This window comes from Streptomyces sp. NPDC006012, from assembly GCF_042871185.1.
GTDB lineage: Bacteria > Actinomycetota > Actinomycetes > Streptomycetales > Streptomycetaceae > Streptomyces.
The window spans coordinates 1-16,845 of record NZ_JBIAIE010000046.1 but is presented as its reverse complement, the minus strand read 5'-3'; the positions used below and the strand labels follow the sequence as shown (position 1 = coordinate 16,845).

Here is a 16,845-nt window from a genome sequence, read left to right as displayed (position 1 = left end):
GCCTTGTCCGGCGCTCAGTCGAACAGCGGTGCCAGCGCGGTGTCGCCCGCGATGATCTGCCACGCGGGCACCCGCACCGTCCGGCTCACGGGGCAGGGCTTGGCCCCGTGCCCCCCGGAGGGCAGGCCGGTGAGCAGGTCGCCTCGTGCGTGGGTCAGCCGGAGATGCCGCGCGGGGTCCGTGCCGGACCCCGGGCCGGGGTCGATCAGCACCGCCGTGTTCTCGCCGGCGTCGGTGAACAGCAGGTCCACCGGGTGTCCGCCCACCAGCACGGCCCGCTCCAGATCGGTGATGCCCCGTCCGGCCAGGTACCGCTGCAGGCGGTCGGTGAGGTCCGCGCGGGCCTCGGTCACCGGGCCGGGCGGGCCGGCGTCGGCCGTCGTGCCGTCGTAGCCCGCTCCCAGCGGCGCCGAACGCGCGGCGAGGAGGGCGGGCAGGCCGCTCTGGTCCTGCCAGAAGGCGCGGTCTCCCACCGTGATCAGCTGCGACTTGGCCCGGGTGACCGCCACATTCCACAGGTTGACCTGGCTCGCGACCCAGTGCGTCGTCCGGGGCGGTGTGTTGTGCGCCGCCACCGGGCTGAGCACCATCACGTCCCGCTGTCCGCCCTGGAAGGTGTGGACGGTGCCGACCCGGACGCGGTCGTCGTCCCGCCATATCCGCGCCAGCGTCTCCTTCTGCGCCCGGAACGGCGTGACCACTCCCACCGTCGCGCCCTGCGGAAGCCCCGCCAGCAGTCCGTCGACCACGCGCCGGACGGCCGCGGCCTCCTCCGCGTTGCGCCAGGACTGCCCCCCGCCGCCGCGCGCCGATTCCCCGGACGGTACGTCGACCCAGCCGAGTACCGGTGCCGGGTCGGCCGCTCCCACCGGGTCGTGCGATGCCACCTGCCGCCGCACGTCGGTCAGCACCCGCAACCGGCCGCCGTAGCAGTGGCCGTTGACGACGTCCGCGATCCGCGGGTGGCAGCGGTAGTGCTCGTCGAGGAGCAGCGCGCTGTCGCCGTGCTGTTCGGCCGCGTGGTACGAGGAGTACACGTGGTAGGTGAGGCGGTGGTGCTCCAGCTGCGCGGCGCTCAGCCCGGCCCGTACCCGTGCCTGACGCTCCTGCTGAGGTGACACGCCGGGGATGTGCCCGAGCTGCATGGGGTCGCCGATGATCAGTGCCCGGCGGGCCCGGAACAGCAGCGGCAGCACCGACGGGATGGAGCACTGACTGGCCTCGTCGATGACCACCAGGTCGAACAGCTGCGGGGTGAGTTCGAGTTGTCGCACCGAATGGGTGCTGACGGCCCATCCTTTGATCCGCGTCATCAGGTTCTTCTGGCTGCGCTGGTAGCCGGAGCGGCGGCGGAGCGCCTGGAGCCGCTGATTCATGGGCCCCTTGGCCCGGTCCAGGGCCTCGGCGGACAACGCGCGGGACAGTTCCGCCGACAGCCCGGACAGCGCCTCCGCCGTCGCGAGCCGGGACTGCTTGAGCCCTTCCTCGTCCCATTCCCCGTGCCGGTGGACGAGTTCCCGCACCTCCCGCTCCACGGACACGGTCCCGGCCAGGGAGTCCAGCAGTTCGGGAGGCACGGGTCGTCGCGTCGCCCACTCCGGCCATGCCGGTCCTGCCCCGTCCGGGCGCTCCGTCACCGCCGCTACGAGCGCGCCCAGCGCCCGCCCGCGCCGCCATGCCCCCAGCTGCCACCAGCGGGCCCCGGCCGCCTTCCGGGCCCGCTCCGCCCAGCGGCCCAGCGATGCCACGCCGTCGGCGTTTGTGGCCCAAGCCCCTTCGAGCAGGGAAAGGGACAGCTCCAGGGCCGCGGCCCGTTCCTCCCGGTCGCGGAACAGTTCCAGCAGTTGTCCTTCCTCGCCGACGCGGTGTGCCGCCTGTGCCCGCAGCCGGTCCGCCGTTCCCCGGGTGTTGCGCAGCTCGCCGCCCACTGTGGCCGACCCGCGCCGCGGCGCCCCGGCCGGTTCGGCGAGCAGTCGTTCCAGTTTGGCCGCCTCCCGCTCCAGGGCCTCCGCGTTGCCCGTCCGCATGAGCAGGCCGGGCGCGATGTCGTCGCAGCGCTGGGCGACGACGTTCACGGCCTCGTTGTTCGTGGAGGCCACCAGCACCGACTGACCCGCGGCCACACAGGTGGTGACGACCGCCGTGACAACCTCGCTCTTGCCCGTGCCGGGCGGCCCGGACGCCACCGTCAGCGGCTGGGTCATCGCCGACGAGATCACCAGTTCCTGGCTCTCGTTGCACGGTCCCGGAGCGACGGGCGTCACCGGGCTCGCCGCGACGGCACCAGGCGCGGGCTCCCGCCGGGCCCCGCCGTTCAGCAGCGCGTCCAGGGCGGTGCCCGCGATCTGCGCCGTCCGCGTGGAGATCTCAAGCAGGTTCTCCACCAGCGCCTGGGTGGCCATGGCCTCCGCGCCCGAAGGCACCAGCAGCACGGCCGCGTTGTGCGCGCCGGGCCGCAGCGCCTGCATCACCGTGCGGTCGCTCAGCGCGGACGGATCCAGGGGTTCGAGTTCCGGCAGCCCCAGCTCGTCCAGCAACTCCCTTACGGCGCGCAGCATCTGGGCGTCGTTGCCCTCCTGCCAGGCCGGCTGCCAGCGCGCGACCAGGTCGGCCGCGTCACCCGCGTCCAGGAGTTCCGACACGACCCCGCTGTGCAGGGACGGTACACCGCTGGGCCGGAGCACGTCCCGGCCCTCCTCGTCCGGCGCCAGCTCCATCTGCTGGATGAGCAGCGGCGCCAGTTCCACCGTCGCGCGCCGCCCCCGGCCCGCGTCCCGCGCGGGCAGCGTGATCGCCGGATAGCCGTACCAGTACTCCTGCCGCGTCCCCGCCTCGGTGTCCGTGCCGGGCCGCCCCTCCTGAGGCCGGGGCAGCGCTCCGGGCGCGACGATGTGCGGTCCGCGCCCTGACTGGATGGTCTCCTCGCCCTGGGTCAGCAGGAAGTACTTCTTGTTCCGGCCGCCGTCCCGTTCGGGCCGCATTCCGGCCGCCGCCTGCGCGGTGAGGCAGTCCGCGTAGTACCGCAGCAGTCCTTGCCGGTCGACGCCGTCCCGCTCGTCCGCCTCCGCCAGCTCCCGGGCCTTCAGCAGCGCGGGGGAGCGCCGGACGGTTCCGGCGGCGTTGTGAGGGAGCGCGGGGAGCCGCACCGGCCGTGCCACCGACCGGGCGAAGGGAAGGCTCCGGGTCGCCCTGATCGTGGACTTGGTGGGCCGCTGCTCCTCCGGTACGCCGTCGCGGGTCATCTGGGCGGTCAGGTAGTCGAAGAGGTCGTCCGGGGTGATCCAGCCGCCCTCCTTGATCCGGCCGTTGCGCAGCCCCTCGACGATCTCCCCGGTGAACCGGGAGGTGCCGAGGCCCGACCCGGGCGGCGCCATCGCGGAGGCCGCCTGGAGGGCGTCGGACGCGGTGATGAAGTACACGCCGGTCGGCCGCAGCAGGGTGCTCGGCGCGGTCCGGTCCGGTTCCCCCGACGGGCCCTTCGCGGTCCAGCCCTGGACGACGGACCCGCTGGAGCAGCAGTCCAGCAGGACCAGTTTGGAGGCGGCCCGGCACGACTGGAGCATCCGCTCCAGGAACTCCGCCGGTACGGCCGTGCCCGGCAGGTCGGCGGGGTCGGTGTCCCGGGTCAGGAAGTACAGCTGGCCGTCCTGCTCGCAGAACTCGCCGTGCCCGCTGAAGTAGAGCAGCGCGGTCTCACTCGGCTGCCGTGCCTCAAGGAACGTCTCGACCGCGTGCAGCATCTCCGCGCGCGTCGGCTCGGCGGCCAGCGCGCATTCGTTGTACATGCCGATCTCGGTGTTCTCCAGCACCGCCCGCATGTAGTGCAGATCGGCGCGTACGGCCGGGAGTTCGGCGTACGTCTCGCTGTCGTAGGTGGAGACGCCGACGAGCAGTGCGTGCCGGTCGTTGTCGGTCATCGCCGCTCAGCCCGCCGTCGTCGCCGTGGTGCCGTCGGCGTCGCCGTCGTCCGCGAGGAACCGCTCGATGAGCGTGTCGTCCTCGCGGGCCTCCTTGCCGGTGATGCTCAGGGTCGCCCCGTCGGGCCGCTTGACCACGATGGTGCGCTGCGGGATCCGCGCCAGCCACGTCTGCACCAGCGCGACGACGAACGAACCGGCGCTCAGCAGCAGCCCGACGGTCTCGGCGGACGGCCCGCCCTTGTCGCCGACCCCGGTCAGACGGAGGGGCTCGGGCAGGTCCAGCCTGGCCGTGGGATCCACCTCGCCGAGCGCGGCGAGCAGTTCGCGTGCGTCCTTGCGGGCGCGCAGCGGATCCTCGTCGACGACGGAGATCAGATATCCGGAGTGGTTGTCGGGCATGGCGGTCTCGTACTCCCCGTGGATTCACCGGCTCCTTGCCGGGCGAACGAGACTAGTGGCCGCCACTGACACCGGACGCCCAAGAGGGGCCGCCGTCCCGGCCGATGGCGTGAAACGGGTCGACGATGGCCGGGGCGTGCGTGTCCGGCGTCAGACACAACTCCGCCCACACGGTCTTCCCCGGGGCACCCACGCGCGGGGCGACCGCCCAGCGGGTCGCCAGCCCCGCCACGATCATCAGGCCCCGGCCGGACTCCGCGTCGCCGGGCGGTTCCCGGTCGGAGAGCAGCGGCACGCGCTCGGTCCGCGTGTCGGTGACCTCGACGCGCAGGGAGTCGGTGCTCTCGGTGAGCCGGACATGGAAGTCCCGTCCGTGGCCGTGCCCGTGCCGTACGGCGTTGGCGGTCAGCTCGGCCGTGATCAGGGTGAGCGTGTCGTTGACCCGGTGGTCGTACGGATGCCCCCACGTGTCGAGCCGGTGGGAGACCAGCCTGCGGGCGAGGCGGGCGCCACGCGGGGACGAGGTGAAGGCCATCGCGAACTCGTGGAGGGGGCCGGAGGACGTCTCGGTCCGGGGCTCGGATTCGCCTGCGGCTTCGGTGTCGGCATCGACTTCGGCTTCGGTCTCGGCTTCGGGAGTTCGCCGTGTGGGGGAAGTTCTGCTGTTCATGTGGCCCACGCTGCCGGTGCGGTCCTAGCGTGACCAGATACGGCGCGCACACGGAGAGTCGCTGTAGGCGTGTGGTACGCGGGTGTAGGCGGGACGGAGCGTGACGGCGGGCGCGGGAGCGCGTTGGCCGGGGGAGGTGGTACGGGGATGAGTGAACCGACGGGACTGGTGGACGAGGCGTCGGAGAGTGGCGACGCTGACGGGGACGAACGGCAGCCTGAACCCGACGCCGGCTCAGGCGTTCTGCGGGTCTTCGGGCGCCAGTTGAAGCGGTTCCGGGTCCGGGCGGGCCTGGAGCGGCCCGAGTTCGGCTCGCTGACGGGGTATTCGGTGTCCACCATCGCCGCGTACGAGCAGGGGCGCCGGGTGGCTCCGCCGAGGTTCATCGATCGGGCGGATGAGGTGCTGGACGCGGGCGGGGTCCTCCAGGAGATGAAGGAGGAGGTGGCTCGGGCGCAGTATCCGGCGTTCTTTCGGGATGCGGCTCGGTTGGAGGGGGAGGCGCTTGAGCTACATGTGTACGCGATGTATGCCGTCCCGGGCCTGTTGCAGACCGAGGAGTACGCCCGCGCTGTGTTCTCCATCCGCCGCCCGCTGCTTGACGAGGATCGGATTGAGCAAGGGCTGAGTGCACGTCTGGCGAGGCAGGAGATCTACGCGCGCAAGCCCGCGCCACTGATGAGCTTCGTCTTGGAAGAGTCCGTGCTCCAGAGGCCCCTTGGGGGTAAAGAAGTACTGCGGGGCCAGTTGGAGCAGGTACTGCTTATCGGCCATAAGCGAAACGTTGAGATCCAGGTCATGCCGGTCAGTCGAGAGGACCACGGCGCACTGGGCGGCCCGTTCACCTTGATCGATACACCTGAAGGGCGGAGGATCGCCTATGCGGAGGTGCAAGGTGACAGCCGCCTCTACTCAGGGCAGTCGAAGGTCCGGGAGCTTGAGGCCCGTTACGGGATTCTCCGAGCACAGGCCCTCACGCCGAGTGAGTCACTGGCATACGTAGAGAAGTTGCTGGGAGAGACATGAGCTTTGAGTCCGGACTGGCTTGGTTCAAGAGTAGTTACAGCACTGGCGATGGAGGTGAGTGCGTCGAGGTCGCCGTCTGCCCTCACGTCGTACACGTACGCGACTCCAAGGACATAGCCCGCCGCGGTCTTGCGGTCGATGCGGAGGCGTGGACCGCGTTCGTCGGCTTCGCTGTCCGGTAGGGCGTTGGGTCTGCCCCTGGCCACGTGCCAGGGGTAGACCTGTGTCCGGCAGGGCCCGCCGACTACGCCTGTACGGCTTCGCGGATGGGGGGTGTCCACCGCCCGGCGGCGATCTCAGCGTCCAGCCGGGCCTGAAAGTGCGCGTGAGCCGCCCGCATCTCGGCCTCGCGGTCGGCCTTGTAGAAGGGCGCCTTGTAGCCCTCGGGGGGTGGGGTGCGCTCCGGGTCTTCCAAGTGGGCCATGAGGTCGAGGTAGTCCTGCTTGGTCTGGCCGTGACCGTAGGTGTTGAAGTCGGCGGCGATCTTGCGGCCGTTGGCGTCGAACCAGGTTGCCGACTCGTAGTCGTAGAGCTGGGGGTAGCGCGACTTGAAGATCGCAGCGAGCTGGTCGGCGGTGATACCGAGCCAGACGGAGACGAGGGCGTCGAGTTCTACGAGGGCGGCCCGGCGTTCGTGCTCGGTGCGGAGGGGGGTGCCGTACTCCCAGGTCTGCTTGAGCCCAGCGGCCAGGGGTTTGAGGTAAGGCCAGTCGGGTTTAGCCCAGTCCTCGTAGCGAGCCCACAGGGGGTCGAACAGTTCCCTCCAGAGGGGGGCGTAGTGGGTGGTGAGGGCGTTTAGACGGAGGGTGCGGAGGAGCAGGGCGGGCGCAAGGGGATGCGCTGGGTCAGCGGCGGGCATCTTGACGGCCTCGCCAGGTTGAAGATCGGAGCGGCCTGTGATGCGCAGTAGGTAGTCCAGGGGAAGTGCTGCCCAGAACCCCGAGCTGAGGGCGGTGAGTTGACCGTCATCGAAAGCCATCGACTGCACTGTGTGTACATGGGCTGGTCCAGGCGGGATGAGCGCTGCGTGCAGGCTGCGGCTGTTGGCGAAGGGAATCATTCTCCGCCAGGCCAATCGGAAGTACGAGGTGGATGGCTTTCCGCGCCAGGAGTCCTGCGCTGCAAGGTATTTATCTTTGTCCGTGGCCCGCAGATAATTGGTCACGGGGACGCAGCCCTCGGGCAAGCCTGTCGGAGTGAGCCAGTCCCAGTCCCTATTGTTTCGGCACGGGATTCTCGGCTCTTTCGAGAAGGGGAGTGCCGATGCGAGGTGCGGTCCCTGGAGGATGACATCTGAGAGCTCGGGGACGGTCTGGGTTTCCCAACGAATTATCCCCTCTTTCTTGGCGTTGGTTTCGTTATATCCACCTGAGATCATCGGACTGTAATCGGCCAGGATGCTGCGATAGGCAGCCAGTGCCTCGATCGCACCTTGCTCGCCAACGAGGACGGTGTACAGCAGGGGGGTTTGTGTCGCGTCATCTGTCGAGCCTGTGAGAGCCTGCCAACTGGCCAACAGCTTAGAGTTGACATGGACTACGCGATCGCGGTGCGGACGGATGTCCCACGAGCCGTTGTGTTTGATCCCAGGCGTCGCGCCTTCACCGTCGTGGGCTAGAGAATAGGTCAAGACCTCGGCGCCACGAAGCTCACTGACGTGCAGGAAGTCAGGATCCTGCGACGCGCCGTAGACATGCATCCCGAATTCCCAAGAACGATGGAGATCTTCGAAGGCCCAGTTTGCTGAGTTAACGAAGTGCGCGTGAACTCGGAGATGCCGGTACGCCGCAGCTCGGATGGCACCCTCGCGTACACCGCTGAGGTGTGTATCCGGGTGGATCATGCCTGCGCTGCCGTGTGGTCCGGTGTGCTTCCATACCTGAGCCATGAATGCACGATAAAGATCACCTCTCGTGCCGACGAGGAGCGGATAAACTGCTGGGCTGCTCAATCCAGCGATGACACCTGCAACGACTGTCAGCTCGCTGAGGAGGAAGCTCCTGCTGTCGACTCGGTTGTCCAGCACGTCCTGCTTGCGTAGTCGCCAGTCCGCCGCACTGGGCTTCTCGGCCAGCACGAACCAGGGTTCCAACTCGGCCAGAACCTGGTCCTCCTGCCATTCTGGACGCACCCAAGGCGGATTCCCCACCTGCAACTCAAACCCACCCCGCGCAAACACCTGCGCGAACTCCAGCTCCCAGTGGAAGAACCCCTGTGCCCTCGCCACATCCCTCGCCGCGCCCGCCCACAGGAACCGCCCCTCCAGCGACTGGAACCGGTCCATGCCCATCCACTCGGGCAGCTCGTCCTCGTACACGGACAGGTCGGCCAGCGTCTCGAACGTCGAGACCAACGACTCCTCCGGCACATCCTGCGTCCCCAGCAGCGCCTCTGCGAAGTCGATCCAGTCGTCCAGGTCGGCGAGGGCGATGACGTCGCGGCGCTCACCCTTGATCTGCTCCACGCGGCGGCCGGTGCGGCGGCGGGACACCGAGTCCCGCGTCAGCGTCATCTGCCGGGGCTCGGCGGTGAAACCGGGCAGCGCATCCGCCTCCCAGGCCAGCAGGACATTGTCGGCGCCGGTCTCCTCACCGCCCTCGGTGCTCACCACCTCGAACTCCGCCGCCCGCGCGGCCAGCGCCTTCGCCCGCGCGTACCGCTCGTCCGTACCGTCCAGCAGCGCCGCGCTCTGTACCGGCCAGAACCACAGCGCGCACCACGCGTCCATGAGCGTCTTGAGACGCCAGTAAGGGGTGTCCTCCGCCTGGAGTTCGGCCAGCACCGCGTCCCGCTGCACGGCGACCTCCGGCCGGCGCAGCCAGTCGTCCTCCGCTCCCCACACCCGGATGCGACGGGAGATGTCCCGCTCCGAGAGCTCCAGCCGTCGTACGACCAGACCCCACAGGTACTCGGCACGGCGGGCCAGCCCCTGGAGCCGGGCCGTCTGCTTCGCCGTAGGTGACTTCGTGACCGTCTTCCGCCACGCGGCCAGCGCCTTCGCTTCCGCCTGAGCCAGCGCCTTGGCCTCCTTCTCGGCGGCGACGGCGCCCCACTCCTTCGCCGGGAGGAGGAAGTGGTGCACCGAGCCTTCCGGGAGCGACGCGCCGCCTACCGCCTCCGCCAACGGGAAGCGCTCCGGAGTGGTCCCCAGCCAGCCGCCCTTCTTCAGCCGGTCGGCCCCGTACACCTCCCGTCGGCCGCCGATCAGCGAGTTGCCGCGCCGCAGGTGCAGGCCGAACCAGGGGGCCTCCATGCCGGGGTGCATGGTGTTGAGCCACAACGACACCTCGGCCAGTTCCACGGCCGTCTCGTTGAGGTCGACGCCGTAGGAGTTGTGCAGGGCGATGTACGCCTTCGCCTTCTGGAGTTCGACGGCGTACTGGTCGGTGTCGATCGACCGGCCCAGCTCGGTCTGCCTGCGCCGCAGATATTCCGCGGCGACCTGGTTGATCGCCTCGTTGAGGAACGCGCCCGAGCCGAGGGCGGGTTCGCAGATCCGCCAGTCCAGGAGGTCCTTCGCCTCCGTGGTGTCGGCGAGGAGCTGCTGGAGGGCCAGTTGCACGGTGACCCGCGTCAGCGACTCGGGTGTGTAGTACGACGCGGAGGTCTGCCGGTCGCGGCCGGAGAGGCGGTACACGAACGAGCCCGGCGCGTACCGCACGCGGAGTTCCTCACCGGTGATCCGGTCCCGGCGTCGTACGAACACGGAGTCGTCGTAGTCGGCGATCTTCGACTTGGGGACCAGCCAGGAACCGTCCTTCGGGTCGCCGTGCTTGGCGACCTCGTACAACTCCTCGCCCGCGATGAAGCCGCTGTACGACATCAGGCCCTCGTAGACCGCGCCCAGCTGGTTGATGCCGAGCTGCGCGTACGAGATGAAGCCGCCGCGTTCCCCCCGCTTCCCCTGGGTGATCATCAGGCTGTGCAGCACCTGGTGGAGGGTGGCGTTGCGCAGCCGGGTGTCCAGGCAGCGGACGGACTCGCCGCGTGCCAGGGCCTCGTCCGAGTCGTGGCGCGGGTCGGGGAGACTGTCCGCGCCGATCAGGCGGATCGCGTCGCGTTCGAACAGCTTGCTGTGCAGCGGCTCGAAGCGCAGGCCGACGTCCTCGCTGGTCTTCTCGCCCGCCGTGTCGTCGGCGGCCGCCTCCACGCCGTGCGTGCGGCGCGGGCGGTAGCCGTCCTGCACCTTGCGGAACAGCAGGTCCAGGGACTCGTAGAGGTAGAAGCCGTTGCGCGCGGTGTCGCCCACCGGCTCCCGCTCGGCGACGAGTTCACCGAGCCGGCCGAGCCCGTAGCCCTGCTGGTACTCGGGATAGTCGGCGGGCAGGATGCCCAGCTCGGGACGGGCCTCCGCGTACAGCAGGAACAGGATCCGGTAGAGGTAGCGCAGCGACTCCCGGGTCAACCGGCGCCCCAGGTCGGGGAGTTCGCCGATGTCCTCGGGGCGTACGCCCTGCCCGTGCAGCCGCTGGAGTACCTCGTTCGCGATCAGTTCGACGCTCTTGCGCAGGCCGTCGCGGAGTTCGCTGGAGACGCCGACCGCGTGCTTGGCCGACTTGCCGACCAGCTCGGCCAGCGGGTTCTCGCCGCCCTCCTCCGGCGTGCGCAGCGAGTCCGCGCCGAACAGCGCGGCCACGGTGTCGAGTTCGCCGCCCGCCCGGGTGTCGTTGCGCTGGAGCGCGGTGTCCAGGGAGACACCGAGATAGCGTCCTTCGCCCCACACAGCGCGGTCGGCGAGGACGATCACCCCGCCGCCGAGGAGCAGCACGTACCGGGGCGGCTCCGCGCAGGCGAACAGGAAGGAGGCCAGTTTGGAGCCGGTCTCCACCGGGGTCGGGCCGTCCAGCGGCACCGGTTCCAGCAGGCGTCCCCGGCCCTTCGGGTCGAGCGCAGCGTCGGGTTCGGCGGCCCAGCCGCAGTCCAGCGCGACCAGGCCCTTCTCGGCGTGGGCGACCGGGACCTCGTACCGCTGACCCGCGCGCTCGACGGGCAGGACGCGCGGCTTCGCGTCGTAGCCGAGCGCGCGCAGCACCTCGGCGTTGAGCGCCCGTACCTGCTCCCGCCACTTCGGCGCCCGGTAGGTCAGGAAGTCGTCGTCGGTGTCGCGGACGGAGATGATGCCGTCCTCGTCCTCGGGGAGCGCGAAGGAGGACCGCGCGCGGAAGTAGCCCCGGCGCAGCGCACGTAGTCCGGCACGCGGGGTCACCGGGAGTTCGGCGCGGCCGGGCGTCGGCGCGGCGGACGTCTCCTCCTCGGTTCCGCCGTCGTCACCGGCCGGCGGCTTCGTCGCCTCCTCGCGCTCCTTCCACCTCTGGAGCAGGCCCGACTTGAGATCCTTCGGCAGCACCTCGGCCAGGTAGTGAGCCGAGAAGTAGTCGCCACGGTTGACCAGGGAGTCGTACGTCATGACAGGGCTTCTCTCAGAGGGGCACAGACCGGGGTCACAGGGCGGCGGCGTTCGAGGGCACGTAGCGGAAGGGGGAGGGCACCGCCGCGAGGGAGACGGGCGGGGCTTCGTCGCCTTGCCCGCGGCCGTCGGCGGGTTCGGTGTCGGGTACCAGCACCGCGAGGACCCGCAGCAGAGGCCGGCCCGTCGTCAGCAGCGAATCGGCGAGATCGGCGAGGCGTTCCCGGGTGCGTTCCCCGTCCAGCGTGGGCTGCTCCCAGGCGCCGAGCCGCAGCTTGTACTCCTCGACAGGACGGCGCAGCGGTTCGTCCCAGGCGTCGCGGTGGGCGTTGAGGAACGCCTCGGCCGTCTCCAGCACCCGGGGGAGGGCGGCACGCAGGGGCTCGGGATCGCGGTAGCCCCGCTTGTTGGCCATGGCCGGGCCGACACCGGCGCGGCGCAGCAGGGAGACCATGTCGTCGACGGCCAGGCCCTCCCAGGTGAGCTCATTCTTCCCCTGCTCCGTCGAAGTGGCGGTCTCCCGCCAGGTCACGCCCATCCACTTCACGACAGTGGGCCGGCCCAGCTTGTTGGAGTACACGCCCTGGACCAGGTAGACCGGCTCCGCCACGTTCGACGTGATCATCGGCGCCTCCTGGCGGCCGAGTCCGACGAGGACCTTGTCGGTGAGCCAGTCGACGACCGGGTGCAGGTCCGTGAGCAGGGAGATCTCGGGCCAGCTCGACGTGGACGACTGGCGGGCGCGTTGCAGTGAGTGCTCGGCGAGACGGCGGTTGAAGGTCACCAGCAGCCGCTCCCGCAGGCGCTGCTCGCGCAGGTAGTCCGAGGGGAGCGCCTTGAGACGGTGGACGAGTTCAGCCGGCGGGCGGAAGGAGAGCAGCCCGGACTGCTGTTCGCGGTCCAGGTCCAGCCGGTCGCGGGCGTCCGGGTACACCTCCCGCAGCGCCTCGTCCACGAAGTGGGCGGTGGAGTCGAAGAGCCGGGGGAGGACCGGGCTCGCGTCGTCGGTGCGAGCCGACGGCAGCGCTCCGGCCACGGTCGGCGCGTCGTGCTCGTCGTCCCGCGGGGCTCCGTACGTCTCCGCGGTCGCGTCCACCGAGCCGAAGAAGTCCGCGAGGAAGTCCTCAAGACCGGCGTCCTGGCCGTCGGCGGCGGAGCGGTGTGTGTCCAGGGACTCGTCGACGGTCCTGCCGCTCAGCAGGTCCTGGATGAGGGACCGCTCCTCCGCCTCCGCCCGGTACAGGCCGGTCACTGCCTCAGCCGTGCCCAGCGAGCGGTGTGCCTGGTCCTCGCGTTCCAGCAGCCGCTCGGCGACCACGGTGTCGTCCTTGGCGCCCGCCACCTCGCTGGTCAGGATCAGCGCCCGGAACTCCGGCGGATGTGCCTGCCCGTAGCGGTCGATACGGCCGTTGCGCTGCTCGATCCTGATCAGCGACCACGGCACGTCGTAGTGCACCAGTTGGTGGCACTGCCGGTGCAGGTTGACGCCCTCGGAGGCCACGTCGCCGGTGAGCAGGACCCGGACGGGTGTGTCGGCCAGGCCGAACTCCTCGACGCGGGCCATCTGTTGCTCGTCCGAGAGCCCGCCGTGCATGACACGGACGCAGTCGCGGGCCGCGCGGCCCCGGAACCCGAGAGCGGCGGGCAGCACCCCGGCCAGCCACTCCAGGGTCTGGACCCGCTCCGAGAACACCACGACCCGCGCCTCGGAACCGGGTCCCACCCCGATCTCCTCGCGCAACTGCCGCACCAGGGCGGCGAACTTCGCGGAGTCCGTCTCGCCGAGACCGGCGGCCAACTCCGACAGCCGGTACAGGGCGGCGAGTTCGGCCTCGGTACCGCGCCGGTCCTCCTTCTTCTCCAGCGTCCTGATCCGCGCGGAGACCGTGGCCCGTAGCGCGGCGTGGGAGGACAGGAACGACTTCAGCAGCGTGTAGGGGAAGAGGGGGACGGCGCTGACCGAGGCGCCGCCGTCACCCGGCAGCCAGACCGCGGCCAGCTCCTCGAAGATCTTCTCCTCGGCGGGGCCGGCCGGACAGTGCACCGAGCGGGACGGGCCCCGGTCCGCCCACTGGCCTTTCATCTGCTCGCGGACCTCCGGGCTGATCTTCGTCCGCCGGATGAACAGGTGCGCGATGTCGGCCGCGCGGTAGTTCTCCGGGTCGCGGATCGCCACCGGGTCCAGCAGCCGGATCAGTTCGGCGAAGGACTTCGCGTCGCCGTTGTGCGGGGTCGCGGAGGCGAGGATCAGGGCGTCCGTGCGGGGGGCGAGCGTGCGCGCGAGCTGGTTGCGCAGCGAACCGCGGTTGATCAGGTTGTGCGACTCGTCGATGACGACCGCGTCCCAGCGGATCTGCTCCAGATGGTGCTGGTACTGGTCGGTGTTCTTGAGCGTGTCGATGGAGACGATGACCCGCTTGAACGAGGTGAACGGGTTGCGGCCGGCCGGGATCTCCCGCTGGATGCGCTCGATGCCCACCGAGTCCAGCCGCACCAGCGGGATCGCGAACCGTGTCCACAGCTCGTGCTGGAACTGCTCCAGCACATGCTGCGGGGTGACCACCAGGATCCGCTCGCCCCGGCCGCGGCGGATCAGCTCGGCCAGGGTCAGGCCGATCTCCAGGGTCTTGCCGAGGCCCACCACGTCCGCGATCAGCAGCCGCGGGCGCAGATTGGCACCGGACAGGGCCAGTTGGGCGGGGCGCCGCTGGTAGGGCAGCGGGTCCATCAGGAACGAGTCGGCGAGCGCCAGTCGTTGTTCCGACTGGGGCAGCGCGGTGCGGCGCAGCACCGCTTCCAGGAACAGCCGGGAGCGGCGGTAGTTCGGGGAGTCGTCCCGAACGAGCATGGTCGCGCCCGGATCGAGCAGTTCGATACGGTCCAGGCCGGAGAAGTACACGGCCTCCTGGTCACGGACGAACTCCGACACCCCGACGACCTCGATGCGTGTGCCGTCGTCCGACGTCGGCATCGAGCTTTTGACCAGCCACTCCTCGTCTCGCACGACCACCAGGGCACCCGCCGGGTACTGGTCCCGGCCGCTCGTGGCGCCGGTCTGGTCCGCGCTGATCTGGACGGCGGTCACCCGTGGCCTCCTGAGGCGATTCGGTCGTGCGTGGCGTGCGTGGGCGGGGCCCTCGTGAGGGCCCGCTCATTATCGCGGGTATGAGGGGCTTACGGGTCAGAAGGGGGTACTGGCCGCATACGCCTCGCGCAGCCGCCGTGCGGTGGTCCGGGCCTGCGCCGAACTCCGCAGGGGAGGCCGGTCCGCGCCGCCGCGCCCGGACGCGCGGCGCGGGGACAACGGAGCGGCGGACTTCCCGGCGGTCGGGTCCTGGCCCGAACCGGCGGTGGTGGCCCCGGCCCTGGACGGCTCCCGGGTGGCCGACGCGGAGGCGCCACGGGCGTCGGTGAGCGGCTCCGGAGGCACCTCGACACGGCGGAACAGCAGACGGGGATCGGAGGGCGGCTTTGCCGGAGCGGGCACCGGTGGTGCCTCGGGGCCGGCGGGGGCGGAGCCAGGTGGCGTCTGGGGGCCCGCCTGGACGGGGTCCGGCGGCAGCTTCGGGCCCGCCGGGACGCGGGCCGATGGCACCTCGGGGCCCGTCGGGACGCCGTCCTGCCCTCGCCGGGCCGACCGGAAGCCCGCCGCATCCCGTTCCCGCTCGTCAGGCCGGGCCGGCGCGGCCGCGAGGGGAGTCCCGCCCGTCCCGGGCGCCGTGCGCACCCCCGGCCCGGACACACGGCCGACGGCGAGGAGGTCGTCCAGGACGTGGGTCGGAGCGGCCGTGTACGTCGTGAGCCTGCGGCGTGCCTGGGCGACCTTCAGCCCCTGTGACTCGATCAGTGCGCGGCAACGCCGTACGACCTCGGCGAGATCCGGCCGGTCCTGCGGGCGGTGGGCCAGCATGGCGGTGAGCAGCGGCACGAGCTCGTCCGGGGCTCCGGACAGATCCGGTGCGAACGCGGGGTCGACGACGTGGTGGAAGAGGAGGTGGATGTTGTCGGCCCGGTAGGGCGGATGGCCCGAGGCGGCGAACAGCAGGACCGCGCCCAACGCGTACACGTCGACCGCCGGCGTCAGAGGCTTCTCACCGTTCGCCTGCTCGGGCGGCATGCAGGAGGGTGTGCCGACGACCATGTGCGGCGCGGTCAGCGACACACTGGACTCCGCGAACACCGCGAGCCCGAAGTCGATCACCTTCGGTCCGTTCGGCCCGAGGAGCACGTTGGCCGGCTTCAGATCACGGTGCAGCAGACCCTGCCGGTGCACCGTGGCCAGCGCCTCGGCCAGGGTCGCGCCCAGCGCCGCCGTCAGCAGCGCGGGCAGCGGACCGTGGGCGGCCACGTGACGGCTCAGATCGAGACCCTCGACGTACTCGGTCGCCAGCCACGGACGCTCCGCCTCCGGGTCGGCGTCCAGGAGGGCTGCGATCCTGGCTCCCCAGATCGTCTTGAGGATCTCCACTTCCTGCGCGAACCTGGTCCGCGTCTCGGAGTCGACCACGGACGGCTTGATCACCTTCACGGCGGCCGGCTCCCCGCCGGGCGACTCGCCCAGGTACACCTGGCCCATCCCGCCCTGCCCGATCCGGCCGAGCAATTCGTATCCGCCCAGCTCGGCGGGATCGTCGGGATCAAGGGGGGCGATGTGCACCTGAGGCCTCACTTTCAGCACGCTCGAACCGGGGCAGGCAGCCCCTGCCAAGCTAGCCCACGCCCTGAGGGAAGGGCATGCCGCTCAGCTCGGGTGACACAGGCGAACCCTGATCCGGGCCGCGGCAAGGGTGCGACGGTTCCGCAGGGCGGACGCCTCGCGTCACTCTTCGGTGCCGGTGCCGGTGCCGGTGCCGGTGTCCGGCTCAGCGACCGGAGGCGGCGTCGGCGGAGCCTGCGTCGGCTCGGGCCGACTGGGCGGTGATCCATTCGGCGGATGCTCTGGTCTAAAACCGAGGTGTTCAAGGGGCTACCGAGGGCATTGGGACTCGTAGCGAGGCTGAGCCTCGCGATGTTTTGGAGGGGGAGAAGCTTGTCGAAGGATGAGTTCGGGGCAGTTCTTATCGCTGCTTGGACGTTATCTCTCTGAGTGCTGATCATTACCGCGACGTCACAGCGCCGCGGCAGTAGGACGCGCCTGGAGCGCATCTGCTGGAAATGGGCTTGTGCTCGTGCACAGGCACGTCGTGTTGAGCTGGAGGACGCGGTGGGCGGTAGTGCCCTCGCAACACTTCCAGCCGATGACACGCTGAATTACCCAGAACGCGAAGATGTGCTGTACCAGGCGTCCCAGAAGGCGTTGGGGATAAAGATGGTGCTCCCGGTGGCTATGAGGATGTCTCATGTGGTGATGCGGTGAGTTGGGGCATCATTGCTGCTTGTGGGTGTCGATCTGTCGCAGCGGCTGGTTCCTGACGGTCTGTGGG

8 protein-coding genes are annotated in these 16,845 nt (G+C 70.3%); 2 read left to right on the top strand and 6 right to left on the bottom strand.

Annotated features, from left to right (window positions below; all coding sequences use genetic code 11):
• Positions 1 to 14: 14 nt before the first annotated feature.
• Genes ACFYPJ_RS37850 through ACFYPJ_RS37840 form a run of 3 tightly spaced genes read right to left on the bottom strand, consistent with a single transcriptional unit; the run spans position 15 to position 4,989 of the window.
• The gene (locus ACFYPJ_RS37850; protein WP_389026483.1) at positions 15 to 3,917 is read right to left on the bottom strand and encodes an AAA domain-containing protein; all 3,903 of its coding nucleotides are present in this window, start codon (positions 3,915 to 3,917) and stop codon (positions 15 to 17) included.
• A gap of 6 nt (positions 3,918 to 3,923) precedes the next feature.
• Entirely contained in the window at positions 3,924 to 4,319 is a 396-nt protein-coding gene (locus tag ACFYPJ_RS37845) for a hypothetical protein (protein ID WP_389026481.1), read from the bottom strand.
• A gap of 52 nt (positions 4,320 to 4,371) precedes the next feature.
• A complete protein-coding gene (locus ACFYPJ_RS37840; RefSeq protein ID WP_389026480.1) occupies positions 4,372 to 4,989 on the bottom strand; it encodes an ATP-binding protein in 618 nt (205 codons plus the stop codon).
• 147 nt (positions 4,990 to 5,136) lie between these two features.
• On the opposite strand from ACFYPJ_RS37840, the gene ACFYPJ_RS37835 reads away from it, so the two are divergent.
• Together ACFYPJ_RS37835 and ACFYPJ_RS37830 are read left to right on the top strand one after the other, a co-directional pair.
• The gene (locus ACFYPJ_RS37835; protein WP_389026478.1) at positions 5,137 to 6,015 is read left to right on the top strand and encodes a helix-turn-helix domain-containing protein; all 879 of its coding nucleotides are present in this window, start codon (positions 5,137 to 5,139) and stop codon (positions 6,013 to 6,015) included.
• Positions 6,012 to 6,197: a DUF397 domain-containing protein gene (locus ACFYPJ_RS37830; RefSeq protein WP_389026476.1), complete on the top strand. Its 186-nt coding sequence runs from the start codon at positions 6,012 to 6,014 to the stop codon at positions 6,195 to 6,197. The genes ACFYPJ_RS37835 and ACFYPJ_RS37830 overlap by 4 nt, the downstream gene beginning before the upstream one ends.
• Before the next feature lie 62 nt (positions 6,198 to 6,259).
• On the opposite strand, the gene ACFYPJ_RS37825 is transcribed toward ACFYPJ_RS37830, so the two are convergent.
• The 3 genes from ACFYPJ_RS37825 to ACFYPJ_RS37815 all read right to left on the bottom strand — a co-directional run bounded on the left by ACFYPJ_RS37825 (position 6,260) and on the right by ACFYPJ_RS37815 (position 16,079).
• On the bottom strand, positions 6,260 to 11,422 hold the full coding sequence (locus tag ACFYPJ_RS37825) for a class I SAM-dependent DNA methyltransferase (RefSeq protein WP_389026474.1): 5,163 nt from the start codon (positions 11,420 to 11,422) through the stop codon (positions 6,260 to 6,262).
• Positions 11,423 to 11,456: 34 nt separating this feature from the next.
• Positions 11,457 to 14,507, bottom strand: coding sequence for an SNF2-related protein (locus ACFYPJ_RS37820; RefSeq protein WP_389026472.1), 3,051 nt, complete (start codon positions 14,505 to 14,507; stop codon positions 11,457 to 11,459).
• A gap of 96 nt (positions 14,508 to 14,603) precedes the next feature.
• Positions 14,604 to 16,079, bottom strand: a complete 1,476-nt coding sequence (locus ACFYPJ_RS37815; protein WP_389026469.1) for a protein kinase — start codon at positions 16,077 to 16,079, stop codon at positions 14,604 to 14,606.
• Between the last annotated feature and the right edge of the window lie 766 nt (positions 16,080 to 16,845).

Excerpts from the sequence above, each read along its gene's own strand:
- ACFYPJ_RS37850 (WP_389026483.1), bottom strand. The coding sequence starts at position 3,917 with ATGACCGACAACGACCGGCACGCACTGCTCGTCGGCGTCTCCACCTAC.
- ACFYPJ_RS37845 (WP_389026481.1), bottom strand. The coding sequence starts at position 4,319 with ATGCCCGACAACCACTCCGGATATCTGATCTCCGTCGTCGACGAGGAT.
- ACFYPJ_RS37840 (WP_389026480.1), bottom strand. The coding sequence starts at position 4,989 with ATGAACAGCAGAACTTCCCCCACACGGCGAACTCCCGAAGCCGAGACC.
- ACFYPJ_RS37835 (WP_389026478.1), top strand. The coding sequence starts at position 5,137 with ATGAGTGAACCGACGGGACTGGTGGACGAGGCGTCGGAGAGTGGCGAC.
- ACFYPJ_RS37830 (WP_389026476.1), top strand. The coding sequence starts at position 6,012 with ATGAGCTTTGAGTCCGGACTGGCTTGGTTCAAGAGTAGTTACAGCACT.
- ACFYPJ_RS37825 (WP_389026474.1), bottom strand. The coding sequence starts at position 11,422 with ATGACGTACGACTCCCTGGTCAACCGTGGCGACTACTTCTCGGCTCAC.